22 protein-coding genes are annotated in these 26,033 nt (G+C 65.6%); 9 read left to right on the forward strand and 13 right to left on the reverse strand.

All coding sequences use genetic code 11. The annotated features are described in order from the left end of the window. Positions 1-8 precede the first annotated feature (8 nt). On the reverse strand, positions 9-1,025 hold the full coding sequence (locus tag WDM24_RS28520) for a Gfo/Idh/MocA family protein (protein ID WP_166305856.1): 1,017 nt from the start codon (positions 1,023-1,025) through the stop codon (positions 9-11). Between the two features lie 247 nt (positions 1,026-1,272). Then, positions 1,273-2,685 carry a mannose-1-phosphate guanylyltransferase/mannose-6-phosphate isomerase gene (locus WDM24_RS28525; protein WP_166305853.1) on the reverse strand — a complete coding sequence of 471 codons (1,413 nt, stop codon included), beginning with the start codon at positions 2,683-2,685 and terminating at the stop codon, positions 1,273-1,275. A 338-nt stretch (positions 2,686-3,023) separates the two neighbouring features. Here WDM24_RS28525 and WDM24_RS28530 point away from each other — a divergent pair, with 338 nt between their 5' ends. Continuing rightward, positions 3,024-3,989: a lysylphosphatidylglycerol synthase transmembrane domain-containing protein gene (locus WDM24_RS28530; protein ID WP_338828155.1), complete on the forward strand. Its 966-nt coding sequence runs from the start codon at positions 3,024-3,026 to the stop codon at positions 3,987-3,989. A gap of 31 nt (positions 3,990-4,020) precedes the next feature. Beyond that, a complete protein-coding gene (locus WDM24_RS28535; protein WP_338828156.1) occupies positions 4,021-5,031 on the forward strand; it encodes a glycosyltransferase family 4 protein in 1,011 nt (336 codons plus the stop codon). 4 nt (positions 5,032-5,035) lie between these two features. Here WDM24_RS28535 and WDM24_RS28540 read toward each other — a convergent pair whose 3' ends face one another. The 6 genes from WDM24_RS28540 to rfaD form a co-directional block, all read right to left on the reverse strand. Further along, positions 5,036-5,977 (reverse strand): NAD-dependent epimerase/dehydratase family protein, encoded by a 942-nt coding sequence (locus WDM24_RS28540; protein WP_166305844.1) that lies wholly within the window; start codon positions 5,975-5,977, stop codon positions 5,036-5,038. Then, on the reverse strand, positions 5,974-7,188 hold the full coding sequence (locus WDM24_RS28545; RefSeq protein ID WP_338828157.1) for a glycosyltransferase family 4 protein: 1,215 nt from the start codon (positions 7,186-7,188) through the stop codon (positions 5,974-5,976). The genes WDM24_RS28540 and WDM24_RS28545 overlap by 4 nt, the downstream gene beginning before the upstream one ends. Positions 7,189-7,236: 48 nt before the next feature. Further along, positions 7,237-9,150, reverse strand: coding sequence for a nucleoside-diphosphate sugar epimerase/dehydratase (locus WDM24_RS28550; protein ID WP_338690919.1), 1,914 nt, complete (start codon positions 9,148-9,150; stop codon positions 7,237-7,239). 84 nt (positions 9,151-9,234) lie between these two features. Further along, a complete protein-coding gene (locus WDM24_RS28555) occupies positions 9,235-10,515 on the reverse strand; it encodes an O-antigen ligase family protein (protein WP_338828158.1) in 1,281 nt (426 codons plus the stop codon). A gap of 8 nt (positions 10,516-10,523) precedes the next feature. Then, positions 10,524-11,996 carry a D-glycero-beta-D-manno-heptose-7-phosphate kinase gene (gene rfaE1, locus WDM24_RS28560; RefSeq protein ID WP_338828159.1) on the reverse strand — a complete coding sequence of 491 codons (1,473 nt, stop codon included), beginning with the start codon at positions 11,994-11,996 and terminating at the stop codon, positions 10,524-10,526. Between the two features lie 17 nt (positions 11,997-12,013). After that, complete coding sequence (rfaD, locus tag WDM24_RS28565; protein ID WP_338828160.1) at positions 12,014-12,994, reverse strand: ADP-glyceromanno-heptose 6-epimerase; 981 nt, start codon at positions 12,992-12,994, stop codon at positions 12,014-12,016. A 136-nt stretch (positions 12,995-13,130) separates the two neighbouring features. On the opposite strand from rfaD, the gene waaF reads away from it, so the two are divergent. Then, positions 13,131-14,195: a lipopolysaccharide heptosyltransferase II gene (waaF, locus tag WDM24_RS28570; protein WP_338828161.1), complete on the forward strand. Its 1,065-nt coding sequence runs from the start codon at positions 13,131-13,133 to the stop codon at positions 14,193-14,195. Here the strand turns inward: waaF and WDM24_RS28575 are convergent. Further along, positions 14,177-15,265 carry a glycosyltransferase family 4 protein gene (locus WDM24_RS28575; RefSeq protein ID WP_414645633.1) on the reverse strand — a complete coding sequence of 363 codons (1,089 nt, stop codon included), beginning with the start codon at positions 15,263-15,265 and terminating at the stop codon, positions 14,177-14,179. The genes waaF and WDM24_RS28575 overlap by 19 nt on opposite strands. An 86-nt stretch (positions 15,266-15,351) precedes the next feature. Between WDM24_RS28575 and galE the strand changes: the two genes are divergently transcribed. Together galE and WDM24_RS28585 are read left to right on the forward strand one after the other, a co-directional pair. After that, positions 15,352-16,365: a UDP-glucose 4-epimerase GalE gene (galE, locus tag WDM24_RS28580; RefSeq protein WP_166305826.1), complete on the forward strand. Its 1,014-nt coding sequence runs from the start codon at positions 15,352-15,354 to the stop codon at positions 16,363-16,365. A gap of 108 nt (positions 16,366-16,473) precedes the next feature. Continuing rightward, positions 16,474-18,279, forward strand: a complete 1,806-nt coding sequence (locus WDM24_RS28585) for an ABC transporter ATP-binding protein (RefSeq protein WP_166305823.1) — start codon at positions 16,474-16,476, stop codon at positions 18,277-18,279. A gap of 11 nt (positions 18,280-18,290) precedes the next feature. Here the strand turns inward: WDM24_RS28585 and WDM24_RS28590 are convergent, their stop codons facing one another. Beyond that, complete coding sequence (locus WDM24_RS28590; RefSeq protein WP_338828162.1) at positions 18,291-19,463, reverse strand: dipeptidase; 1,173 nt, start codon at positions 19,461-19,463, stop codon at positions 18,291-18,293. Positions 19,464-19,622: 159 nt separating this feature from the next. Between WDM24_RS28590 and WDM24_RS28595 the strand changes: the two genes are divergently transcribed. Beyond that, on the forward strand, positions 19,623-20,324 hold the full coding sequence (locus WDM24_RS28595; protein WP_338828163.1) for a fumarylacetoacetate hydrolase family protein: 702 nt from the start codon (positions 19,623-19,625) through the stop codon (positions 20,322-20,324). 66 nt (positions 20,325-20,390) lie between these two features. Here WDM24_RS28595 and WDM24_RS28600 read toward each other — a convergent pair whose 3' ends face one another. Further along, positions 20,391-20,612 (reverse strand): hypothetical protein, encoded by a 222-nt coding sequence (locus WDM24_RS28600; protein ID WP_338828164.1) that lies wholly within the window; start codon positions 20,610-20,612, stop codon positions 20,391-20,393. A 206-nt stretch (positions 20,613-20,818) separates the two neighbouring features. Here WDM24_RS28600 and WDM24_RS28605 point away from each other — a divergent pair, with 206 nt between their 5' ends. Next, positions 20,819-21,076 (forward strand): hypothetical protein, encoded by a 258-nt coding sequence (locus WDM24_RS28605; protein WP_338828165.1) that lies wholly within the window; start codon positions 20,819-20,821, stop codon positions 21,074-21,076. A 36-nt stretch (positions 21,077-21,112) separates the two neighbouring features. On the opposite strand, the gene WDM24_RS28610 is transcribed toward WDM24_RS28605, so the two are convergent. Beyond that, on the reverse strand, positions 21,113-22,804 hold the full coding sequence (locus tag WDM24_RS28610; RefSeq protein ID WP_338828166.1) for an NAD-dependent malic enzyme: 1,692 nt from the start codon (positions 22,802-22,804) through the stop codon (positions 21,113-21,115). A gap of 450 nt (positions 22,805-23,254) precedes the next feature. Between WDM24_RS28610 and WDM24_RS28615 the strand changes: the two genes are divergently transcribed. After that, a complete protein-coding gene (locus WDM24_RS28615; protein WP_165124580.1) occupies positions 23,255-23,410 on the forward strand; it encodes a hypothetical protein in 156 nt (51 codons plus the stop codon). A gap of 140 nt (positions 23,411-23,550) precedes the next feature. Here WDM24_RS28615 and WDM24_RS28620 read toward each other — a convergent pair whose 3' ends face one another. Beyond that, positions 23,551-24,480 (reverse strand): aspartyl/asparaginyl beta-hydroxylase domain-containing protein, encoded by a 930-nt coding sequence (locus tag WDM24_RS28620; protein ID WP_338828167.1) that lies wholly within the window; start codon positions 24,478-24,480, stop codon positions 23,551-23,553. A 346-nt stretch (positions 24,481-24,826) separates the two neighbouring features. On the opposite strand from WDM24_RS28620, the gene WDM24_RS28625 reads away from it, so the two are divergent. Continuing rightward, positions 24,827-26,029 (forward strand): ABC transporter substrate-binding protein, encoded by a 1,203-nt coding sequence (locus tag WDM24_RS28625; protein ID WP_414645634.1) that lies wholly within the window; start codon positions 24,827-24,829, stop codon positions 26,027-26,029. Positions 26,030-26,033: the final 4 nt, after the last annotated feature.

Consider the following 26,033-nt stretch of genomic DNA (forward strand, 5'->3'; position numbering starts at 1 on the left):
ATTGACGGTCAGCCGGCGATGCGGCGCGGCCCCTTGCGCATCGTCGAGGCCGCAGGCCGCGCGGGCGATTCGAGGCAGCGGATCGCGATCTCGAGGCTCGCTACGCCCTCGTCGCCGGACACCGCCGGCACCTTGCCGCTGCGCACGGCATCGAGGAAGGCGATCAGCTCGGCGCGCAACGGCTCGTCGTGACCGACCGGCAGATGACGCATCGAATAGCTGCCGTCCGGCTTGAAGCCGAAACATTCGGTGACCTGGCGCGTCAGCAGGTCGCCCATCACATATTTGCCGCGCGTCGCCACCGTCACGTTGCGCGCCTTGAACGGCGTCAGCCAGTTGGTGTTGATGTGGGCGAGCACGCCGGACGCGGTACGGAATTGCAGCAGCGCGATGTCCTCGCGCTCGGCGACCGCGCTCGAGAGCTGCGGCTGCACCTCGACGATGTCGGACTCGGTGAACCAGCGGATCAGGTCGATGTCGTGCACGGCCAGATCGATCACGACGCCGACATTGGACATCCGCGGCGGGAACGGGCCGACCCGGGTGATGCCGATCGACAGGATGTCCTCGCCCGAGATCGCCTGCTTGATCGCGGCGACCGCCGGATTGAAACGCTCGACATGGCCGACCATCAGCGTCACGCCGGCCTTCTCGGCGGCGGCAACGATCTCGCGCCCCTCCTCGACCGTGGACGCGACCGGCTTCTCGACCATGATATGGATGTTGCGCGCGATGCAGGCGAGCGCGATCTCGTGATGCAGATGGGTGGGCGCTGCGATCGTCACCGCATCGACGCCCTCGGCGAGCAGTTGATCGAGGCTTTCGAACGCACGGCAACCGACCAGATCGATGGCGCGCGTGCGGTGTTCGGGCAGCGGATCGACGATGCCGACCAGCATGACGCCGGGTAGTCCGGCCAGCACGCGGGCATGGTTGCTGCCCATCACGCCGGCGCCGATCACGCCGACGCGCAATACGCGGCCGATATCGGCCTTCGCGCCGGCTGCGGACACTTTTGCATTCATATCGTAGACCCCAAGTGACGTTCTGGCGGTTGTCCCGGGCTTCTCGCAGAGCCACCCCCGGCTCCCGCGGAATCAGGGCCCCTCTTCCCCATCTGCGCCTCCGGCGCAAATCACCCCGCTTCGTTGGCAGCCGCTATAGCACGGCGCCCCAAATGTGGCGAATGCCAACAACGAAATCCGGACACGTTTTGATTCAAAGAGTTACATCGTCCCGCGGCTCATGAATGGCGCGGGAACCGGCTCGCCCTCAGGTGCGCTGATAGTCGTCCTCGATGCGGATGATGTCGTCCTCGCCGAGATAGCTGCCGGTCTGCACCTCGATCAGCTCGAGCTGAATCTTGCCCGGGTTCTCCAGCCGGTGCACCGCGCCGATCGGGATGTAGATCGATTCGTTCTCGTGCACCGTCTTGATCAGCTCGTTGACGGTGACCTGCGCGGTGCCGCGCACCACGATCCAGTGCTCGGAGCGGTGATGGTGCTTTTGCAAGGAGAGCCGCCCGCCCGGCCGGACGATGATGCGCTTGACCTGGTGGCGGTCGCCATTGTCGACCGACTGATAGGAGCCCCAGGGGCGATGCACCTTGATGTGGTTCTCAGTCACCTCGGGCGCCGCGACCTTCAGCTTTGCGACCAGCCGCTTCAGCCCGTTGGCGTCCTTCTGGCGCGACACCAGCACGGCGTCCTGGGTCGCGACCACGACGAGGTCGTCGACGCCTTCGAGCGCGACCAGCGCCCGGTCGGTCGTGACGTTGCAGTTGCGGGAGTCCTCGAACACGGCAGTACCGCGCGCGGCATTGCCCAGGCTGTCCTTGTCGGACAGCTCCCAGACCTGGCGCCACGAGCCGATGTCGGACCAGCCGCACGCCACCGGCACCACCGCAGCATGCGATGTCTTCTCCATCACGGCATAGTCGATCGAGATCGCCTTCGCCGCACCGAAGGCCTGCGCATCGAGCTTGACGAAGCCGAGATCGCGCGCCGCCGATGCAACCGACAGCTCCACCGAGACAACGCTGTCGGCATCAACATTGCGATACTCGTCGAGCAGCACGCCGGCACGGAACATGAAGTTGCCGCTGTTCCAGAGATAGCCCGCATCGATATAGCCCGCCGCCGTCGCGGCATCCGGCTTCTCGACGAATTTCGCCACCGCGCGCACCTCGCCGGCGACCACCTCGCCCGGGCTGATGTAGCCGTATTCGGTGGCGGGCCGTTCCGGCTTGACGCCGAACGTCACGATGCGGCCGGCTTCCGCAGCAACCAGTCCGCCGCGGCACGCGGCGACAAAGGCCTGGGTATCCCGCACCAGATGGTCGGCGGCGAGCGCCAGCACGATCGCCTCGCCGTCACGGCTCTGCGCGAACACCGCACCGGCCGCAATGGCAGGGCCTGAGTCCCGGCGCATCGGCTCCAGCAGCACATCGGCCTCGCGGCCGATCTCGGCCAGCTGCTCCAGCACCATGAAGCGATAGGCCTCGTTGGTGATCACGATCGGCCGCTCGAACACGCTGGCGTCCGAGACCCGCAGCAGCGTCTCCTGGAAGGTCGAGCGAGCCCCGAACAGCGACAGGAACTGCTTCGGATGCACCTCGCGCGACGCCGGCCACAGCCGGGTGCCCGCGCCACCGCACATGATCAGGGGAATAATTCGTCGATCCATCGATGCCTCAAGTCCTGTCGTGTCCGTGGACGACACACTAACATTGCGCCCGGGCGGCCGCAGCGGACAGCCGTGTTACCTCGAAAGCACGATCCGAGGAGCATAACGTGCGCCCCCGCACGTCCGGTCGGATTTTACCTGTAATGGTAAACCCCGGCGGAGTGCCGTCCTTCCTGTTTCGGGCCTCTTTAGCCGCCCCGTCGAGCGGGCCGCAATAGGTTCCAGTACGGGTATTGCCAGATCGGTGCGGAAACCATACCAAGGCTGCGAATTTGGGCGCGCGAAAGCGTTTTGCGCAGTTTTTGAAACATTCTGAAAACCTGGCAGCGCGAACGGAAATGCGCCGAATCCTGCTTTCAACCGTCAAGATCCTGATCTCGGCTGCGCTGCTCTATTTCTCGCTGCGCAAGGTCAACCTGTATGACCTCGCCTCGCGCATCCAGGTCGAGAGCCTGGGCTGGCTCGGCCTCGCGATCGCGGCCACGTTCCTGCAGATCTTTCTCGGCGTGCTGCGCTGGCGGGAGATCGGCGTGGAGTGCGGCGCGCCGCTGGAGACCTCCCAGGCGATGCGCTTCAACGTGATCGGCACCTTCTTCAACCAGACACTGCCGTCCTCGATCGGCGGCGACGCGGTGCGGCTTTGGCTCGTCGCGCGCGCCGGCGCGGGCTGGCGCGCCGCCACCTATTCGATCTTCGTCGATCGCGCGGTCGGATTGATCGCGCTTGCCGTCGTGATCGCCGTCACCCTGCCCTGGAGCTATCGGCTGATCTCCGATCCCCACGGCTGGACGGCGTTGCTGCTGCTGGACCTCGCCGGATTGGCGGCCGGATTTGGCTTCCTGTTGATCGGCGTGTTGCCGTGGCCCTGGCTGGCGCGGTGGTGGGCGACGCATCACATCCATGCCTGCGCTGTGATCGCAAACCGGGTGCTGTTCAGCCGTGCGCATGGATTGAAGGTGGCAACCCTCTCGATTGCCATTCATGTGGTGACGGTCGTGATCGGCTGGTGCGTGGTGAAGTCGATCGCGGCCCCGGTCACCTTCGGAGAGATCTTCCAGCTGCTGCCGCCGGTGATGCTGATCACGATGATGCCGATCTCGATCGCAGGCTGGGGCGTGCGCGAGGCCACGATGGCGCTGGCCTTCGGCTATGCCGGATTGATCGCCAATGAGGGCGTCAACGTCTCGCTGTTGTTCGGCGCGGTGACGTTCGTGGTCGGAGTGTTCGGCGGCCTGGTATGGATCCTGAGCCCGGAAAAGGCCGCCAAGGGCGCCGCGCCGATCGAAGTCCCGGGATCGCAATAGCGAGTCCCGGGATCACAATAACCGGACCAGAATGAGCGCTTTCGAAATCCTCCTGTCGTTGATCGCAGCGGCTCTCGCCGCAGCGATCTCGGCCGTCCTGATCCAGGCGACGCGGCCACTGCTGCTGCGTGTGGCGCTCGCGAAACCAAATGCGCGCTCGTCGCACCGCATTCCGATCCCGCAGGGCGCCGGCATCGCGGTCACGGCAGCCACGCTGCTCGCGGGTGGCATCGTCATCGCCCTCACCGGATCGCCGGACCTGACTATTCCATTCACGGTGTTCGCGGCCTGCCTGTTCATCGCGGTGGTGGGTTTTGTCGACGACATCCGTTCCCTGCCCGTCGTCCCGCGGCTGTTGCTGCAGGCTGCCGCCGTCGCGGCCGTGGTGTTCTCGGCGCCTGATGATCTCAGGCTCGTTCCGGCCTGCCCGATCTGGCTCGAACGCGGGGCCCTGCTGATCGCCGGGCTCTGGTTCGTGAACCTCGTCAACTTCATGGACGGGCTCGACCTGATGACGGCGGCCGAGGCAGTGCCGATCACGCTGGCGGTCGCCCTGCTCGGCTGCTTTGGCCATGTCGGCGCGGCACCCGCGCTGATCGCGGCAGCGCTGTGCGGCGCGCTGCTCGGCTTCGCGCCGTTCAACCGGCCGGTCGCAAAGATATTCCTCGGCGATGTCGGCAGCCTGCCGATCGGCTTGCTCCTCGGCTGGTGCCTGCTCGAGCTTGCCCTGCACCAGCAATTCGCCGCCGCGCTGCTGCTGCCGCTGTACTATTTGACGGATGCGACGGTCACGCTGTTCCGCCGCATGGCGCGGCGCGAGCCATTCTGGGCCGCGCATCGCTCGCACTTCTATCAGCGCGCGACCGACAACGGATTCACGGTATGGCGCGTCGTCGGCGAGGTCTTCGTGCTCAACCTCGTGCTGGCGCTGCTCGCCTTCGCCTCGGTCGGCCTCAATTCCCTCCGCGCGGACATCGCCCTGCTGCTGGCCGGCGCGCTCGCCGTCGGCTGGCAGCTGCGCCGGTTCTCGCGACGGCTCTGATCGGTCAGATATCGGTCCGGCTCAGCGCGCGCCGCAGCCCCTCGTCGAGGCTGATCGGCTGCTGCCATCCGGTGCTCGCGACCTTGGAGAGATCGAGTTCGAGCGAGGCGAACAGGCTGTCATAGGCTTCCTTGCGGCCGCTGATCCCGAGCAACACCTTCAACAGCGGCTGCGGCAGCCAGAACAGGCGCGGCGAGGTTTGCGCCGCGCGGGCAAGGCGCTCGACGAACTCCCGCGTCGAGACCTGCTCGCGGTCAGCCACCAGGAACACGTCGAAATCACTTCCCGGTTGCAACAACCGATGCAGGATGAACGACGCCAGGTTTTCCGCCGACAGGAACGCGCGGCGATTCTTCACATAAGCGAGCGGGAGCGGCATGCGATTCATCACCGCGCGCTTGAGCAGGTCGAAATTTCCCTTCGCGCCGGCGCCGTAGATCAGCGGCGGCCTGATGACGGTGACCCGCATGCCGCTGCCCGGCACGATTTCCTTCAAGCCGACCTCGGCGGCCGCCTTCGAGTTTCCATAGAGGCCGCGCGGCGTCAGCACATCGTCCTCGCGATACGGCGGACGCCCGTAATTGCTGCGCCCATGCACCAGGATCGTGCTGACGAAGATGAAATCCCGCACGCCGGCAGCGGCCGCCGAACGCGCCAGATGCAGCGTGCCCTCGATGTTGACGTTGCGGTAGAGCTCGATCGCCTGTTCGTCGGACTGCTGGTGAACGCGGGCCGCAAGATGAACGACGGCGTCGACGCCATCGAGCGCGGCGCGCCAATCGGTGGCCGGGCTGAGCGAGCCGATCGCCACGTCGTTTGCATCCTGTGGCGGGGTCCGCACCGCGCGCCGCACCAACCAGCCGTTGCGCGCCAGCACTGGCACCACATGACGACCGACGAAGCCGCTCGCGCCCGTCACCAGAACCGTCCGCCGACCATCCTTCATGCCGTCCGCTCCGCATCGCGATTGGAGAGCAGCTCCCGAACCAGCGCAACATAGCTCGCCAGCGCCCGCTCGGGGCTGAAAGTCCGCGCGGTCGCGACGGCGCGCTCGGCCATCGCGGTGTCCTGCGATCGCGACGCCAGCCTGACGGCGTCGGCGAGTTGATCGGCCCGCTCGGGGGTCACGACCCAGCCCAGTCGGTTTTCGCTGACGGTGAGCGCAGCCTCCGCCTCGGGCTCGGAGACAAGGATGACAGGCCGTCCCGCCGCAAGCAAATTGTAGAACCGGCTCGGGACCGACACCCCGGCGACGTTCTTGCGATAGGGAATGAGCCAGACGTCCGCGCTGGAGAGCAGCGCATCGAGCTCGCCGTCGGCGACGCGGTCGACCAGCGTGACATTGGCGAGCCGCGATGCGGCCTGTAGGTCCTTCAGGCGCGCAAAGCCCATGCCCCAGCCCGAGAGCAGGAAATGGATGTCGGTCTCGTCCTGCAACAGCCGCGCGGCCTCGAACACGATGTCCGGATCGTGGGTGAAGCCGAGATTGCCGGACAGGCCGACGACGAAGCGGGCGGCGAACGCCTTGCGAAACGGATTGTCGGGACTGACGGGACGGTTGCCCGGCGTGAGCGTGGCCCAGTTCGGAATGAACCTGATCTTGTCCGGCGTCATGCCGCCGTACCGCAGCAACAGTTTTTCGGCGTCGCGGCCGATCACGATGACCGCGCTCAAGGCACGGAACATCAGCGCGTTGATCGCGCGCATCGCCCGTGCGACCAGCGAGGTCGGCCGCAGCAGCCCGGCCATCACCAGCACGTCGGGAAACAGGTCGTGCAGGATCAGCGCCGACCTTGCCCCCTTCAACCTTGCCGCGGCGGCAACCGCATAGGGCAGCGCGAAGGGTGCGGTCACGGTCAGCGCCACGTCGCCGCGCTGCAGCCGCGACAGCAGCGCAAAGAAGATCCGGCCGGTGAACAGCGCCTCGGCCAGCGCACGCTTGATCAGCGCGGCCTTTCCCGGCAGCCAGTTCCTGATCTCGACGACGACGGGGCGCCCCGGCGCGGACGCCTGCGCCGAGCCCGGCATGCCGGAGACGACCATCACCTCGGCCTCCTGCGCGATCCGCTCGGCGATCGCGGCCATGATCGCGGCGGTCGTGCTGTGGTCCGGCGGATAGTGCTGGCTGACGACGACGACTTTTCGAGAACTGCGCATCAATGGCTTTCGAAACGGTCTTGCCTCATCGTGCGCAGGACGGCGCGGTCAGGCGGCATTCGATCCGAACTCGGGCACGGCATCCTGAAGCACGGCGTGGATGGTCACGCGGTCATCTCTCTCGATCGCATCCTCCAGCGCCGCGAGCCACTTGCGCAGCGTCGCCATCGGGGGCTGGTTCGGCTTCGCCGCCATCACGCCGGCGACGCCGATCTCGAGCGTCGGCTCCTGGCTTGCGAACAGGATCTCGTTCAGCCGCTCGCCGGGACGGATGCCGCTGAACACGATCTCGACGTCGACGCCGGGCTGCAGGCCCGACAGACGGATCATCCGCTCGGCGAGATCGACGATCTTCACGGGCTGTCCCATGTTCAGCACATAGACCGAGACGTCGGGCCGCGCCGGCGTCACCGCGTGCGTCGCCGCGGTGATCACGAGATCGCAGGCCTCGCGGATCGTCATGAAGTAGCGAACCATGTCGGGATGGGTGACCGTGATCGGTCCGCCGGCCTCGATCTGCGCCTTGAACTTCGGCACCACCGACCCGTTGGACGCCAGCACGTTGCCGAACCGCACCGAGATCAACCGCATGTGCGCCTTGCCCTTCGCCTCGGTCATCAGGTCATGGTCCAGCGCTTGACAATACATCTCGGCAAAACGCTTGGTCAGGCCCAGCATCGACACCGGCTCGATCGCCTTGTCGGTCGAGATCATCACCATCGCGCTGGCGCCCGCGGCGCGCGCGGCGTCGGCCACGTTGACCGAACCGAAGATGTTGGTCTTGACCCCCTCGCTCCAGTCGCGCTCCAGGATCGGCACATGCTTGAGCGCCGCGGCATGGAACACGATGTCGGGCTTGAACTCGCTCATCAGGCGCGTGATGCGCTCGCGATCCCTGATGTCGGCGATCCGGCCCTCGATCTCGGCGCCGGTGTCGCGCGCCGACAGCGCCTCAGTCACCGCATAGAGCGCCGGCTCGGAATTCTCCACGACCAGGAGGCGCGCCGCGCCGAAGGTCGCGACCCGGTCGCAGATTTCCGCGCCGATCGAGCCGCCGCCGCCGGTCACGATCACGGATTTGCCTCGCACCAGCGCCTCGAGGCGCGCGTAGTCGATCTTCTGGCTCGGCCGCAGCAGCAGGTCCTCGACCGCGACATTGGTGAGCCGCGGCGCATCGCCGCCTTCCAGCGACGGCAGGCGGCTGACCATCAGGCCGAGCCGCTTGGCGCGCATCAGCACGCTCTCCGGATGCGCCTCCGGCTCGAACGCCGAGGGCATCATGACCACGCGCTTGATCGGCCGCTGGCGGGTCTCGAAGTCGCGAATCACGGCCTCGATGTCATCGACGCCGCCGACCACGGGAATGTTGCGGATCATCTGGCCGCGATCCGCGTTCGACGGCGAGAGCACGCCGACCGGCCAGAGCCGCTTGATGGCGCCGTTCTCGATGCCGCGCAGCACGACTTCCGCGTCGGCAGTGCGTCCGACCAGCAGCGCAGGCGCGGCATTGTCGGACCGGGCATGCAGGCGCGTGCGCGAATAGCGGAAATAACGATAACCGATGCGCAACGCGCTCAGCGCGAACACTTCAAGGAAGAAGAACAGGATGATCGTGACCCGGCCGAGGAACACCGGACTCTGCGAACTCGATCCCGTGAAGAAGTAGACATAGTCCAGCACGACCAGTGCCAGCGTCAGCACCGCCGCGACCCGCAGGATATTCACCGCGTCCGGCAGCGAGGTGAAGCGCCATTTCGCCGTGGTCAGGTTGGAGAAATAGCTGACCGCAACGCTGAACAGCACGAACCAGGGCAGAATGCGCAGCAGGTGCGGCAGCCGGTCGGTAAGGAGGCTGCCCTCGAAACGCAGATAAAAGCTCGCCAGCAACGCAAACGTCGTCGCGAGCGCGTCATGCGCCATAATCAGGAAGTTGCGCAGGGTGAATTGTGAAAGACGCGTCATCTAACAGACGGGTTGCCGGCAGCTGGGAGTTCGCGATGGGACATTGGCAGGCTGATAGCGTATCTGCACAGCCCTTGCCAGCGATCATGGACCGACGGGAGGTTCGGGTTCCATATCGGTCCCCAATCGCCCCTTCAACGCCATGCCGCCGGCTACCCCGACGCCCAGCACATACATCCAGCCTTCGTGAAAGTCGAAGATGTGTGAATTAAACAACGAAGTAAAAATATTCTGCACCACAACGAGGAGTCCAATCCAGTTGGCGAGACCGTCGCCGCGAAACAGCAAGAGATGCAACAGCCACATGGTGTAAAGTATGGCGACGCCCAGAATGCCCCACTGCACGGCGACGTTCAACGTTTGATTGTGAGGATTGCCGATCACCCCGCCGCTAGCCTGGGTCTCACCGCCGACCGCGACGCGCTCGAACAGGCCGCGCGTCGAGCCGGTGCCATGGCCGACGAGCGGGGCCTCGGCAAAGAACCCGAGCGACTTGCGCCAGAATTCCAGCCGCAAACCCATCGACGTCGGCTCGTTGCGCTCCATGTAGAGCTTGTAGTCACGCTGGAATGACTCGGCCGTCCAGCGCAATTGCGGCGACGCATACCACGCCACCACGGCCAACGCGGCGGTCGCGCAAGCGATCAGGATGATGCTGCGCCAGCGCAGATGGAGCAGCGCAAACACGGCAAACATGATCGGAACAGTCACCATCGCGGTCCGCGACACCACCACCAGCGCCATGTTGGCGAACAGGCTGAGCGCAATCGCGATCAGCAGCACGGCCGGCAGGACCCGTTTTTCGCGCAACAGCATGACGACCGGATAGGAGAGCCCGACCGCGCACAGCGTGAATTCCTGGCTCTGGTTGATGTAGTTCTTGACGAAGACTCCCTGCTCCCCGGGACCAGGCGCCCTCAGTGCAAGGCCGGGATAGGCGAACACCAGCCAGGACATCACCATCAACAGCGTGCAGGATATCACGAAGGCCACGAACACCCAGGTCCCGCGCGTCGAGCGCTGGAAATGATAGAGCAGCACCGGAAGCACCAGCAGCTTGGCCGTCGGCCCGACCGCGTAGAATCGCGCGCCCCATGCGGCGTCCGACCAGAGCGTGCCGACCAGCGCGAGGCAGAACAGCGCGATCGGCGCCACGCAGATCGGCCGCTTCAGCAGCGTCCAGAACGCCCTCAGATCGACCGTCGGCGCGATCGCGATCAAGAGCACCACGCCGAAGATGCCGACCAGCGAGGTCGACCACGGCATCGACAGCGCAATCAGCACCGCGACCACATCGGTCGCAGTGTGCCAGCGCGCCGGATCGCGCCAGGCCGGGCACGCCGCGGCGCCTGCCTGAGATGCCATGCTCGCGCTCACGCCTTGCCCTCACGGGCCCGGGCCACCAGCGACGTGGTGCTGTGGCCGGGCAGGATCCCGACCAGCACGACCTCGCCGCCGGCGGCTTCGACGATCTCGTGACCGACCACCTGCTCGCGGGTGTAGTCGCCACCCTTGACCAGCACGGTCGGCCGCACCTTCGTGATCAGATTGATCGGCGTGTCCTCCTCGAAGATTGCGACAAGGTCGACCGCTTCCAGCGCCGCCAGTACCTCGGCGCGGGCGCGCTCGTTCTGCACAGGACGCCCCTCGCCCTTCAGCCGCCTCACCGAAGCGTCGCTGTTCAGCCCGACGATCAGGCGGTCGCAGGTGCTGCGCGCGGCGGTCAGCACCTTGACGTGGCCGGGATGCAGGATGTCGAAACAGCCGTTGGTGAAGCCGATGCGCAGATCCTGTTTGCGCCATTCCTCGATATGCGCATCGATGTCGCCGCCGGCCGGCACGATCTTGTCCTCGGCCGCGAGCGAGGCGTGCGGCAGGATCCTTCGCCGCAATTCGGCGGACCTGACGATCGCGGTCCCGGTCTTGCCGACCGCGACCGCCGCCGCGGCACTGGCGATCCGCAGCGCGCCGTCCCAGTCGGCACCACCCGCCAGCGCCAGCGCCAACGCCGCCGCAACGGTATCACCGGCGCCTGAGACGTCGCGCACCTTGACCGGCAGCGCCGGCACATGGATCGAGCCGCCGTCCCGCGTCACCAGCGTCATGCCGCGCTCGCCCTGCGTCACCAGCATCGCCTCGCAATCCGCGAGATACATCGCATCGGGCGCGGCCTGGGCGATGCTGTCCTGGCTGTCGGCGCGGCTGCGGGTCGCCTCGGCAAATTCCTTCCGGTTCGGCGTCAGCACGGTGGCGCCGCGATAGATCGCGAGATTGGCGCTCTTGGGATCGACGATCACGCGCTTCTTGGCCTGGCGCGCAGCGTCGATCACGTTGCGGATCACGCGCGCGGTGAGCACGCCCTTGGCGTAGTCGGACAGCAGCACGATGTCGGCACGGGCAAGATGCGGCAGGATCGCGTCGATCAGCTGCTGCTCGATGGCGGGCGCCGCCGGCGCGGCGAGCTCCCAATCGGAGCGCAGCATGTGGGTCGAGAATTGTTCGGAAACAAAGCGCACCTTGCGCGTGGTCGGTCGCGCGGCGTCGCGCACCAACACGGTCTCGATGCCGGCCTCCTTCGCCAGCGCCTCACTCAACGCGGTGCCGGCGGCATCCTCGCCGATCAGGCCGACGAAGATGCAGCGCCCGCCGAGCGCGGCGATATTGCGCGCGACGTTGCCGGCGCCGCCGATATTGGTCTCGCTGCGCCTGACCGCGATCACCGGCGCCGGCGCCTCCGGCGAGATTCGCGACACTTCGCCGTACACGAACTCGTCGAGCATGAGGTCGCCGACGCAGAGCACGGTCTGACCGGACATCGCACGCGAGATCGCTTCAAAATCGAACATCTGTCACACTGATCCGCTTAGCGATAGCGATCTGGGCGGTCGAGAAAGCCCTTCACATAGGCCCCGACCGCGTCTTCCAACCGAGTAAAGCCGCCATTGTATCCGGCGCGCCCGAGACGATCGACAACGCTCTGGGTGAAGTACTGGTAGCTGCCGCGGATCTGCTCCGGCATGTCGACATACTGGATGTTCGGCTGCAGGCCGAGCGCGCCATAGGCCGAGACGATCAGGTCCTTGAAGCTGCGCGCTTCGCCGGTTCCGACATTGAACAGCCCGGAGACCCGCGGCGTCGCGATCAGCCACATCATCACCCGCACGACATCGTCGACATAGATGAAGTCGCGGCGTTGATCGCCATCGGCGATGCCCTCGCGATGCGACTTGAACAGCTGCACGACGCGGCCCGCCTTGATGTCGTCGAAGCGGCGCGCCAGCACGCTCATCATCGTACCCTTGTGATATTCATTCGGCCCGAACACGTTGAAGAACTTCAGCCCGGCCCATTGCGGCGGCAGCCGCTCGCCCTTCGCGACGCGCTCGGCGACCGCAAGATCGAACAGCTGCTTGCTCCAGCCGTACAGGTTCATCGGCCGCAGCCGCTTCAGCCCCTCGACCGACCCGTCGTCGTCGAACCCCCGCTCGCCGTCGCCATAGGTCGCGGCCGAAGAGGCATAGATAAACGGCGTGGCATTCGCGGTGCACCAGTCGAGCAGCCGCATCGAGAGCCGGAAATTGGTCTCGATCACCAGATCGCCGTCGGTCGCCGTGGTCTCAGAGATGGCGCCGAGATGGATGACAGCGTCCAGCCGCCGTCCCTTCAGCCAGTCGCCGAGTTCGGTCGGGGGAACGACGTCGGCAAGCTGACGCTTGGCCAGGTTCCGCCACTTGCCGTCGTGCCCGAGGATATCGCAGACCGCGACGTCGCTGCGCCCGGCGTCGTTCAACGCGGCCACGACGTTCGAGCCGATAAAACCGGCGCCCCCGGTTACCAGAAACATGATGAAATCCCGCCAGATTCCTTTGCAGCCGCCAGCTTTGCCCCACTCCGGCGCCACAGGCAACGACGGCTTTACCTCTAATCGCGAACCAGTTACCGACTTGGCCGCGTCCGACCCGGTCCTGGCCCTTTTAGAAATGAATATTGATTCAATATATGATATCGAAACACAGGATACGGAGGATAGCAGACCTATCCTGATCGTACCCTATGTTTGGATTGGGGATTTCGTGCGCGGCCACACCGTGGTCCGGGTTCTCCGCAAGCGCTGGCCCAATCGGCCGGTCGATCTGCTGACGTCAAGCCTGTGCGCCCCTTTGGTCGATTATATGCCGGGTGTCCGCGCCGGGCTCGTCTACGACCTGCCGCGCAGCCAGCTGGCCTTGGGCAAGCAGCGGGAACTCGCTGCCGAGCTTCGCTCCCGGAACTACGCCACCGCGCTGGTGATGCCGCGCACCTGGAAGTCGGCCATCGCGCCGGCGCTGGCCGGGATCCCGGAGCGGGTCGGCTTCTTTGGCGAGGCGCGATTCGGCCTGATCAACGCCATGCGCTGGGGCGAAAGGAAGCTGCCGCGCTTCATCGACAAGAACGCCGTGCTGGCGCTGCCCGACGGCGCGCCCCGCCCGGGCGAATGGCCTGTGCCGCAGCTCCGGGTTCCCGCCGACGAGATCGGACGCTGGCGGCAGGCCAACGGCCTCGGCACCGGTCCCGCCGTCGCACTCGGGCCCGGCTCGGTCGGCGCCTCAAAGCGCTGGACCTATTATCCGGAAGCCGCGCGGCTGTTCGCCGAGCGCGGCTTCGACGTCTGGGTGGTCGGCGGCCCCGGCGAGAAGGCGCTGGCGCAGGAGATCGCGGCCGCCGGCGGCGCGCGGGTCCGCGATCTCACCGGCACCGATCTGCGCAATGGCGTGCTGGCGATGGCCGCGGCCAATGTCGCCATCGCCAACGACTCCGGGCTGATGCACATCGCGGCCGCGATCGGCACGCCGACCATGGGCATCTTCGGCCCGACCGACCCCTATCTCTGGGCCCCGCTCAATGAGCTCGCCGCAACGGTGCGGCAGACCAGGAGCAAGCTCGCGTGCCAGCCATGTCAGCGCACGGTCTGCACCATGAACGACCATCGCTGCATGCGCGACATCGCAGCCGAAGAGGTCGTCGATATCGCGCAACGCGTGCTGGCTCAGATCAGCGTGCGATAGACCGCCGCGATTGCGCGCGCTTCCGCATCGAGGCTGAACTTATCCACAACTCGTTGGCGGGCCCGCGCCCCCATCGCCGCTGCCGACGCCGGATCGCGCATCAGCGGCTCGAGCGCGGCCACCAGCGCGTCGGCATCGCCGGTCGGCGTCAGCACGCCGGTCGTGCCATCGACGACGAACTCGGCAGCGCCCGCGCGCGCCGCGACCAGCGCCGCGCCTGCCGACATCGCCTCGATCAGGGTCAAACCAAAGCCTTCGTTGCGCGAGGTGAAGGCGTAGATCGTCAGCCGCTGGTACCAGCGCACGACATCCTCGATCGGCAATTCACCTGTGATGATGATGCGCGATTGCAGGCCGGCCGCCTCGATGCGCCGCTTCAACTCGCCGGCAAAGACCTGCTGCTCCGGCACCACGGCGCCGACGATGACGGCGGTGAAATCGGGATAGCGCGGCAGCAGTCTGCACATCGCCTCGACGAACACGTCGCTGCCCTTCTGCGCGCGCACCCGCCCGAAGCAGCCGATCGCATAGCGTCCCGGCAATCCGCTCTCGGCGAAGGCCGCCGCGCGATCGGCCGGCGGCGCATAGCTGATGGTATCGACGCCATGCATCACCACGGTCGCCTCGCGCTTCAGATACGACGCCGACAGCGGGCTGGTCGCGATGATCGCATCCATGTTGCGGATCAGCCAGCGCGTCAGCCAGGTGTGGTGACGTTGCGCGGCTGACGTGAACAGCAGTTTCAGCGGCCAGCCGAGCGCACGCAGCACGAGCCCTGCGATCATCTCGTCATTGCGCCGCGCATGCCAGATCAATGGCGACGCGCGCCGCCACAGCCGCATCAGATCGGCAAATCCCATCGCGTCGATGCCGTCGGGCCGATGCGAGCCGAGCCAAGCCGCGCGAAACATTTTGGCAAGCTTCGGCGCGACCATGCGGTTGGTCGCGGTGACACCGGAATAGCGTCGGTGCAGATTGGGCACGATGAGCTCGAGCTCGGGCGCAGGTGTGTTCTCGATCGGCACGCAAGTCTCCGTTTCGCGCCAGTTCCTATACGCAACATTAAGCATAGTGGCCAGTTCGGTTGGGTCGAAACCCCCTCTTCACCGCGCTCCCGCTAGCATCGCCGGCCAAAGATATCGGGAGAGCTCTATCCATGACCGTGCTCGTAACCGGCGGCGCCGGCTATATCGGAAGTCACATGGTCCATGCGCTGGTCGATGCCGGCGAGAGCGTCGTCGTGATCGACAATCTCTCCACCGGCTTCTCCGCGTTCCTGCCCGACGGCGTGCCGCTGTTCATCGGCGATGCCGGTGACGAGAACCTCGTCGAGGGCGTGATCGCCCAGCACGGCATCGACAGCATCATCCATTTCGCAGGCTCCGTGGTGGTGCCGGACTCGATGCGCGATCCGCTCGGCTACTACCGCAACAACACCATGACGACGCGCAGCCTGCTCAATGCCGCGGTGAAAGCCGGCGTCAACCGCTTCATCTTCTCCTCGACCGCGGCCGTCTACGGCAATCCGGACCAGGTGCCGGTGCCGGAGATCGCGCCGACCCGTCCGCTGTCGCCCTACGGCTCCTCGAAGCTGATGACCGAGATCATGCTACACGATGTCGCCTCTGCCCATGGCATGAGCTACGTCGTGCTGCGCTACTTCAACGTCGCCGGCGCCGACCCGAAAGGACGCGCCGGCCTCGCCACCGTCGGCGCCACCCATCTGCTCAAGATCGCGGTCGAGGCCGCGACCGGCCAGCGCGCCAAGATCGACGTGTTCGGCACCGACTATCCGACACAGGACGGCAGCTGCGTGCGCGACTTCATCCATGTCAGCGATCTCGTCGAAGCGCATCGCTCGGCGCTGTCCTATCTGCGCGCCGGCGGGCAATCGGTGACGCTGAATTGCGGTTATGGCCGCGGCTATTCCGTGCTCGAGACGATCGAGACGGTGCGCCGGGTCTCGATGCGCAATTTCGCCGTCGCCTACGCCGCGCGACGGCCCGGCGACATCATGACCATGGTGGCCGACACCACGAGGATCCGCTCGGCTCTCGACTGGACGCCGCGCTACGACGATCTCGAGACCATCGCAACCCATGCACTGGCCTGGGAGGAGAAGCTGTTCCGGGAGCGCGGCGGCCCCGCGCGACAGGCAGAATCGGCCTAAAAATCAAGCCGTTATCAAGCCGTTATTGGGCTTGAAAAAGCCCCGCCAAGCGGGCAATGAGGTCCCGCAACCTGACGGCCGGCACGGCCCGCCGTCAATGGACCGCGGATGGCTCAGTTTCCAAAGAAAATTACCGACGATCCCTACGGCGCGGCGGTCCTGATTCGCCGCCTGGTCATGGAACAAGGGATTACCTACTGGCGGCGCTATCTGACGGCGTTCGCCCTGATGGCCGTTGCGGCGGGCTCGACGGCGGGCGCCACCTATGTGCTCGGCCAGGTGATCAACCAGGCCTATGTCGACAAGAACATTCCCGGCATCGCGATGTTCGCCGGGATTACGGTCCTGCTGCTGTTCATCAAGGGCGTGGCGACCTACGGCCACATGGTGATCCTGACCAAGATCAGCAACGCCATCCTGGCGCAGAACCAGCGCCAATTGTTCGCCAAGCTGATGAGCGAAAGCATCGGCTTCTTCTCGCAGCGGCACTCGTCGGAATTCCTGGCGCGGCTGACGGCCGGCGCCAAGTCGATCACCGACGTGCTCAACATGCTGGTCAATGCGATCGGCCGCGACTTCCTGATGCTGATCAGCATGCTCGCCGTGATGGTCTGGCAGGACCCGCTGATGTCGTTCATCGGGCTCGTGGCGGTGCCGCCGGCGATGCTGATGCTGCGCAAGCTGGTGAAGCGGATCAAGGGCCTCGCCTACAACCAGTTCACCGGCACCGCCGACATCATGGAGACGATGCAGGAATCGCTGCAGGGCATCCGCACCGTGAAGGCGTTCACGCTGGAAGACACCATGCAGCAGCGGATCGACGAGAACATCGCGATCGTCGAGCGCAACGCCAACAAGATGGCGCGGGTCGCCAACCGCTCCAACCCGTTGATGGAGATGCTCGGCGGCTTCGCGGTCGCCGGCTGCCTCATGTACGGCGGCTATAGCGTGGTGGCGCTCGGCTCCACGCCGGGCCAGTTCTTCACCTTCCTGACCGCCTTCCTGATGGCGACCGAGCCGGCCAAGCGGCTGGCGCGGCTCAACATCGACCTCAACAGCCAGCTGGTCGGCGCGCGGATGCTGCTCGAGGTCGTCGACAGCCCGGCAAGCGAGCAGACCGACGACGACAAGCCGGCGCTGAAACTCTCCGACGCGCGGATCGAACTGCGCGACGTCAGCTTCGCCTATCGGCCCGGCGAGCCGGTGCTGAACCGCATGAGCTTCATGGCCGAGCCCGGCAAGGTCACCGCGCTGGTCGGCCCCTCCGGCGGCGGCAAGTCGACCGTGCTCGCGCTGCTGCTGCGCTTCTACGAGACGCAAGCGGGCGAGATCCTGATCGACGGACAGTCGATCTCGTCGGTGTCGCGCAGATCGCTGCGCCGGCAGACCGCCTATGTCGGCCAGGACGTCTATCTGTTCCGCGACACGATCCGCGCCAACATCGCCTTCGGCAAGCCTGATGCCAGCGAGGCCGAGATCATCGACGCCGCCAAGGCCGCCTGCGCGCACGACTTCATTATGAGCTTCCCGCTCGGCTACGACACGCCGGTCGGCGAGCACGGCACCCAGCTCTCCGGCGGCCAGCGCCAGCGCATCGCGGTCGCCCGCGCGCTGATCAAGAACGCGCCGATCATCCTGCTCGACGAGGCCACCGCCGCGCTCGATTCGGAGTCCGAGAAGCAGGTGCAGGAAGCGATCGAGCATCTCTGCCAGGGCCGCACCACGATCGTGATCGCGCACCGTCTGCACACCATCATGCATGCCGATGCGATCCTGGTGGTCGAGGGCGGCGAGATCGTCGAGCGCGGACGCCACGACGATCTGCTGCGCCGCGGCGGCCGCTACGCCTCGTTCTTCCGCCTGCAGCATCGTCACGACGTGATCGAGCTCGCGCCGGTCAGCGCAACCGGCTGAGGTTCATCTTCTTATCCCTTGGCCGCAAGACCTGCGCGCAGCACGCGCAGGACATTGCCGCCCATGACCTTGCGGATGTCGTCCTCGGAGAATCCGCTCGACATCAAGGCCTGGGTCACGGCGACGATCCCACTCGCATCGAATCCCGTGGTGGTCGAGCCGTCGAAATCCGAACCGAGGCCGACATGGTCGATCCCGACGAGGTCGCGGACATAGGCAATCGCCCGCGCGACATCCTTCGGATCGAGCGAGCAGACCGCCCCCTGCCAATAGCCGATGCCGATCACGCCGCCGGTCCGTGCGATAGCCCTGACTTCATCGTCGGTGAGGTTGCGGTTGACCTTGCAGGTCGCCTGCACGCCGCCATGGCTTGAGACCACCGGGCGCGTCGCCATCGCCAGCACGTCGGCGACGGCGGCGTGGCTCGCATGGGCGAGGTCGACGACCATTCCGAGCGCCTCCATCCGCTGCACGACCTGGCGGCCGAGCGGCGTCAGTCCGCCTTTGGCCAGGCCGTGCATCGAGCCAGCGACATCGTTGTCGAAGAAATGGGCGAGCCCGGCCATTCGGAACCCGGCGGCGTAGAGCACGTCGAGATTGCCGATGTTGCCCTCGAGGTTCTGCAGCCCCTCGATCGACAGCATGCCGCCCACCACCGTCACGCCGGTCTTGCGGTCGGCAAGCAGGCGATCGATGTCGGCCGGCGTCGTGATCAGGCGAAGCCGTCCGCCGGACTGCTCGGCGAAGCTCCGCAATTTCTCGGCATGCCACAGCGAGCGCTGCAGCAGTGAGAACCAGGTCCGCGGCGGTTGCAGATCGATGATGGCGAGGTTCGTGATCGTGTCGGTGTCGCCGCCATTGGCATTCTGGCCCTTCGGCGACTTGGTGACCGACGAGAACACCTGCAGGGCGTAGTGCCCCTCGATCAGACGCGGCAGGTCGATGTGGCCGCGATCGGATCGCGCGATCAGGTCGCGCTTCCACAGCAGGCTGTCCGCGTGCATGTCGGCGACGTCGAGCGTCGCCTGCAAGGCGCGGGCGGCGGGCGTGATCTCCAGCGCCACGCGCTGGACCTTGTTCTGCCCGCGGTCGATCCGTTCCGGGGTGACCGTGAAGAAGCGGACGGCGGCGGCGACCAGGGCCACAGCGATCAGCGCAACGCCGATTGAAAGCCATTTCCTCATGAACGTCCCCTTGAACTTCACTGCTCGCCCGTGGCGGGTGTGCTCGGCGGAAAGCTGGCCTCACATCTGCGCCTGGTGCAGCCGCAGCCCCTAGCCCCCAGCGCCGTAACCGCGTAAATACGGCCCGCGCTCCCTCCTTCAACCCTCCGGGACCCGTTCATGAACGCCGCCTCCACCGTCATTCCGCTTCCCCCGCAGCCCTCGCTTCCCGTCGTCGGCGAATCCGGCAGCTATCCGGTCCGCCGCATCTGGTGCGTCGGCCGCAACTATCTCGAGCATATCAGGGAGATGGGCAATGACGAGCGTGCGCCGCCGTTCTTCTTCGGCAAGCATGCCGACATGCTGGTGCCCGATGGCGCGACCATCCCCTATCCGCCGCTGACCAAGGACCTGCATCACGAGGTCGAGCTGGTGGTGGCGATGAAGAGCGGCGGGCTGAACATTCCCGCCGACAAGGCGCTCGAGCATGTCTACGGCTATGCGGTCGGCATCGACCTGACCCGCCGCGACCTGCAGATCGCCTCGCGCAAGAAGGAGCGGCCCTGGGAGATCGGCAAGTCGTTCGACTATTCCGCGCCCTGCTCCGCGATTCAGCCGGCCGCGAAGATCGGCCACCCGACCGCGGGCAAGATCTGGCTCACCGTCAACGGCAAGGAAGCGCAGAAGGGCGACCTCACCGAGCTGATCTGGAACGTGCCCGAGATCATCTGGCAGCTCTCGCAGCAGGTGAAGCTCGCCGCCGGCGACATCATCATGACCGGCACGCCGGCCGGCGTCTCGCAGCTGCAACCCGGCGACAAGCTCGAATGCGGTGTCGACGGTGTCGGCACGCTGAAGGTATCGATCGGCAAGCCGGAATAGGCCGACCGCAGAAGAGATGATGCAAAGCCCCGGACCTCGCAGTCCGGGGCTTTTTGCTGGGCGCGCTCAGCGCATCGTGCCGGGCATGCAAGGCGGCTCGGTGAAGGGCGCGGTTGCGAACGAACCGACGTTCGGCGCGCGCACGCAACCGGTGGACTTGCCGCTGACCGGTGTCGTTGCCTGAGCATGGGCGCGCCGCATTGCAGCATTGTTGCCGGCGGCGAACGCCTGAGCCGAGAACGCAGCTGCCGCAATCAGAGCAACCGTCACGATGGTCAATTTGGTCATTGGGTTTCTCCGCACGATGGATGAAGCCGACCAAGTTCGGCTCCTGTGACCAATGACCGTGACAGTTCGAAGAATATTTCCTCCGGCCCGATCACCGAACCGCGAGCGCGTCATCACGTTCGACGGATCGGGGAATATCGGAATGACAAGACGCGTCCGTCTATCAGAGCCGCGCACAACGTGGCGATGACTGTATGGAGGTTTTCATGATCGACTTCCGGCGACTTGGCCTGGCTGCAATTCTCTCCGCAGCCATGGCGACCGCTTCCTTCGCTGCGACGGTCGAGGCGCCCGGCGCATACGCGGCAAACGAAACCGCGACCAGGCCATGGTCAGCGCCGGTCGGCCATCGCCAGCCGCGCGCCGCAGACATTCCCGCCGCGACATCGGCATCGCAGCAGACCCTCGATCAGGAGGACGTGATCGTCGACCGCAAGATCAAGGGCATTTGCCGCGGCTGCTAGAGCAACAACGCCGCGGAACGCGACCGACGTTCGCGATCAGGACGTGCGGCGATACGGCACGTAGCGCGGGGTCCAGACCTTGGCGTGGATGCGCGCCTCGACCTGGTCGATCGGGATATCCTTGGCGAGCCCTTCCTTGTGCGCCTGCAGCGCCACCGCGAGCGCAACCGTCAGCGACACGTCGCGCAGCGCGCTGACCGGCGGCAGCAGATTGTGCTTCGGGTTGTTGCGGGCCGGCGAGACGCTAGCCAGCGCTTTCGCCGCGGCCATGAACATGCCGTCGCTGACCCTGACAGCGCCGACCGCGAGCGCGCCGACGCCGACGCCGGGGAAGATGTAGGAATTGTTGGTCTGGTCGACCTTGAAGCGGGCGCCGTCGCGCGTGATCGGCGGGAACGGGCTGCCGACACCGATCAGCGCCCGCCCCTCGGTCCACGCCTCGATATCGACCGGCGTCGCTTCCTCGCGCGAGGTCGGGTTGGACAGCGGGAAGATCACCGGCCGCGCGTTGCACTCGGCCATCGCGCGGACGATCGGCTCGGAGAACGCGCCGGCCTGACCGGACACGCCGATCAGCACGGTCGGCCTGGCGTTGCGCACGACGTCGAGCAGCGCGATCTTGTCGGGATGGCTGAGCTTCCAGCCGGTGATCGCTTGCTTGTCCTGGACGAAGGGAAGCTGGAACGGCGCGAGCCCGCTCATGCCCTCGAGCAGCAGGCCGTCGCGATCGACCATGAAGAAGCGCTTGGCCGCCTCGGTCTCCGACAGGCCGGCATCGACCATCGCGGCGCGGATCAGGCTGGCGATGCCGCAACCGGCCGAGCCCGCGCCGAGCACGGCGACGCGCTGCTCGGTCAGCGGCACGCCGGTGACGTTGATGGCGGAGAGCAAGGCGCCGGTCGCGACCGCCGCGGTGCCCTGGATGTCGTCGTTGAAGGTGAGGAGCCGGTCGCGATAGCGCTCGAGCATGCGCGTCGCGTTGTTCTTGGCGAAATCCTCCCACTGCAGCAGGACGCGCGGCCAGCGCTTGATCACCGCCGAGACGAAGGCCTCGATGAAGTCGTCATACTCCTGGCCGCGGACGCGCTCGTTGCGCCAGCCGATATAGAGCGGATCGGCCAGGCAGTCGGGATTGTCGGTGCCGACGTCGAGCAGGATCGGCAGCGTCGTTGCCGGATGCAGGCCGCCGCAGCCGGTGTAGAGCGACAGCTTGCCGATCGGGATGCCCATGCCGCCGGCGCCCTGGTCGCCGAGGCCAAGGATGCGCTCGCCGTCGGTCACCACGATCGCCTCGACATGATCGAAGCGCGGCTGCGCCAGGATGCGGTCGATGCGGTGCTTGTGCGGGATCGAGAGGAACAGCCCGCGCGGCTTGCGGAACAGCCGGCTGAACTGCTGACAGCCGGCGCCGACGGTCGGCGTGTAGACGATCGGCAGCAGCTCCTCGAGGTTCTCGACCAGCAGCGCGTAGAACAGCGTCTCGTTGGTGTCCTGCAATTCGCGCAGGAAAGCGTAGCGCTCGAGATCGTTCTCGAAGCCGCGCAGCGCCTGCAGCCGGCGCGAGACCTGTTCGTCCAATGTCGCAACATTGGGCGGCAGCAGGCCATGCAGGTCAAACGCCTCGCGCTCGGCCTCGGAGAACGCCGTGCCCTTGTTCAGCTGCGGATCGGCCAATAGCTCGTAGCCGCTCAGCGCAGTGGTCGCGAAAGCTCCTGACGTCTCGGACATGACAAGGTCCCCTCAGTGCGGAATGCCTGATGCGACTGTATCACTTCAGTGCAACGAATCGGAGAGCGAACGGCGTCGTGCTGCGCAAAGCGGAATGTTGGCCAAGGGGCGATGACAAGGGGCGATGAACGGTCGTCCGGGCTCCGGCAACGCATTCCGGCTACTCAAGCGGACCGAGATCAACATACGTTGGTATAACTTCCCTATTCCTTGTCATGACCTGTGCTGACGCTTGTACAATTGAGCGATGGAGAGAGATTTTTATGCTCCGGGCGACTGCAACGGATCCGCAAATAGCTCAGAACTTCTCTCTCCGGAGGCGCGACTAACAATAGCAATCCTCGTTCCACAGCGGGCGCGCGTTGTGTTCCGAATCTGTGATCAGGATCACTGCTCCGAGGCGTGAATCGCAAGACTGTCACGAATGCGGGTTCTTCGAGGAACACTGAAATGATCGTCAACATTCAGAAGCTTAATGGCCTGTGGCACCTCATCGTCGGATCGTGCAAGATCCGAACTCCGTTCCTGGAGACTCAGGACCGGGAGTCGGTCGTCGCCTACGCCCGGCGCGTCTACCCCGGCGCCAAGGTCTTCGAACGCGACTGATCCTGGCTGCGACGTCCCACAGCTCACGCCCCAGAAAGAGCCCCGGAGCGCGCTCCGGGGTTTTGTATTTGTAGGGCGGGTTAGCGAAGCGTAATCCGCCATGCTTCCGCACGACGCGGCGGATTACGCCTTCGGCACGATCACCGCAGCGCCGACACCACGATCAGGCCGAGGATCAGCGCGGTCACGGAATACTTTAGCGTGTAGTATACGTTCCGATTCCACTCCTTGACCTTGCGGCTGGCGAGATGGAGCTCGTAGAGCTTGCCGAACACCTTGTTCAGCGCGCCGACATGCTCGCCGTCGACGTTCTGGGTGGCCGACGCCTTGACGATGTTGTGGCTGACCCAGCGGTTCATCCTGGTCATGAAGCCGTACTTCATCGGGCGCTCGACGTCGCAGAACAGGATGATGCGGTTGACGTCGGTCTTGTTCTCGGCGCTGTGGATGAAGGTCTCGTCGAACATGAAGGCCTCGCCGTCGCGCCAGACGCATTCGACGCCGTCGACCAGGATGCGGCACTCGTTCGAGTTCGGCGTCACCAGGCCGAGGTGATAGCGCAGCGAGCCGGCGAAGGGATCGCGATGCGCCCCGAGCTTGCCGCCGGGCGGCAGCATCGCGAACATCGCGCCGTGCACGTTCGGGATCGAGTTCGACAGCTCCACCGTCTTCGGGCACAGCGTGCGCGCCGACGGCAGGAAGTCGTCGTACCATTTCAGATAGAAGCGCTTCCAGCCGCTCTTGAAGAAGGAATAGAAGCCCCAGTCGTTGTTCTTGGCGGCAGCGCGGATGAAACCCTCGTCGAACAGGCGGGTCGCCTCGTCGCGGATGGTCTCCCAATTGTCGGAGAGCTTCTTCAGCTCGGGAAACTGCTCGACCGGGATCACCGGCGTGTTTGCTACGGCCGAGCCCGCATACATCAGCACATTGTAGGGCGCGAGGTAGGTCGAGTGGTCGCCGAGCTGGCGGGCGAAGCGCAACCGCTGCTTGCCGCGGAAGTGAACGTAGAGCGTAGAGGCCACCAGCACGTAGAGAATGACGAGCTGCGGCGCGAAGAGCTGTCTCAACATGATCCGTCTATGATCGCAGCGCGCCGATGCTCTCCATGCACCGCCCCGTAGCAGCCTAGACCCTTGATGGGCGGCTTAGCCCCGGGCGGCGAAGCGCAACGCCGTCCGCGAAAACTCCCCTGTTTCATCCTGACTTGGCACTGCGGCGTGGGCCAGTGCCCTGCCGCGGTGCCGTCCCGGATGAGCCATGTAAGCGTACGCTCACCGAATGTGAAGCGCCGCCTCATTCGAAGGAGCAACCTTGTGGCAATAATCACACACATATAATTCGCCATTGACAAACTGATTAGATAATTACTAATAATGAGATGAACCGCCAGAAGAGCGCGGACATCCACAGGGAGGAATGATGAGACACGTTCTGGCGGCAGCCATTCTCGCGGCAATGACATCGGTCGCTCATGCCCAGGTTTCCGACGACGTCGTGCGCATCGGGGTGCTGACCGACTTGTCGAGCTGGGGACGCGACAATTCCGGCCCGGGCTCGGTCGAGGCGGCCAGGATGGCGGTGGAGGAGTTCGGCCCCACCGTGCTCGGCAAGCCGATCGAGATCATCTCGGCCGACCACCAGATGAAGACCGATGTCGGCGTGCAGGTCGTGCGCGGCTGGTTCGACAACGGCAAGGTCGACGCCGTCGTCGACATCCCGAATTCCGGCATTGCGATCGCCGTGCACAACATGGTGCGCGAGCGCAACAAGATCGCGCTGTTGTCCGGCCCCGGCGCGAGCTCGCTGACGGATGAATTGTGCAGCCCCAACACCGTGCACTTCACCTACGACACCTACGCGCTGTCGAAGGTGACGGCATCGGCGGTGATCGCGGAGGGCGGCAAGTCCTGGTACTTCATCACCGCGGACTATGCCTTTGGCCAGCAGCTCGAGAAGGACGCGACCCGCTTCATCAACGAGATGGGCGGCAAGGTGCTCGGCAGCGTCCGCCATCCGACCAACACCGCCGACTTCTCCTCCTTTGCGCTGCAGGCGCAGAGCTCGAAGGCCGACGTGGTGGCGTTCGCCAATGCCGGCCAGGACACCGACAATTCGATCAAGCAGTCAGGCGAGTTCGGCCTGGTGCAAGGCGGCCAGAAGCTGGTCGGCCTTTTGATGTTCGACACCGACGTGCATGCGATCGGGCTCAACGCCGCGCAGGGCACCTACATGACGACGGCGTCGTACTGGAACATGGACGAGAAGACCCGCGCATGGTCGAAGAAATTCTTCGCCCGCACCAACGTGATGCCGACCATGATTCAAACCGGCGTCTACGGCTCGGTGCTGCATTATCTCAAGGCGATCCAGGCCGCCGGCACCGACGATCCGCAAAAGGTGATGGCCAAGATGCGCGAGCTGCCGATCGAGGACACCTTCGTGCATGGCGGCAAGTTGCGCGAGGACGGCCGCGTCATCCGCGACATGTATCTGGCCAAGGTGAAGAAGCCCTCGGAATCCAAGGAGCCGTGGGACTATCTCGACATCATCAAGACGGTGAAGGGCGAGGACGCCTATCGTCCGGTCTCCGAGTCGAAGTGCCCGCTGCTCAAGAAATAGGATC

The organism is Bradyrhizobium sp. 27S5 (assembly GCF_037217225.1).
In the GTDB taxonomy this organism is placed as follows: Bacteria; Pseudomonadota; Alphaproteobacteria; order Rhizobiales; family Xanthobacteraceae; genus Bradyrhizobium; species Bradyrhizobium septentrionale.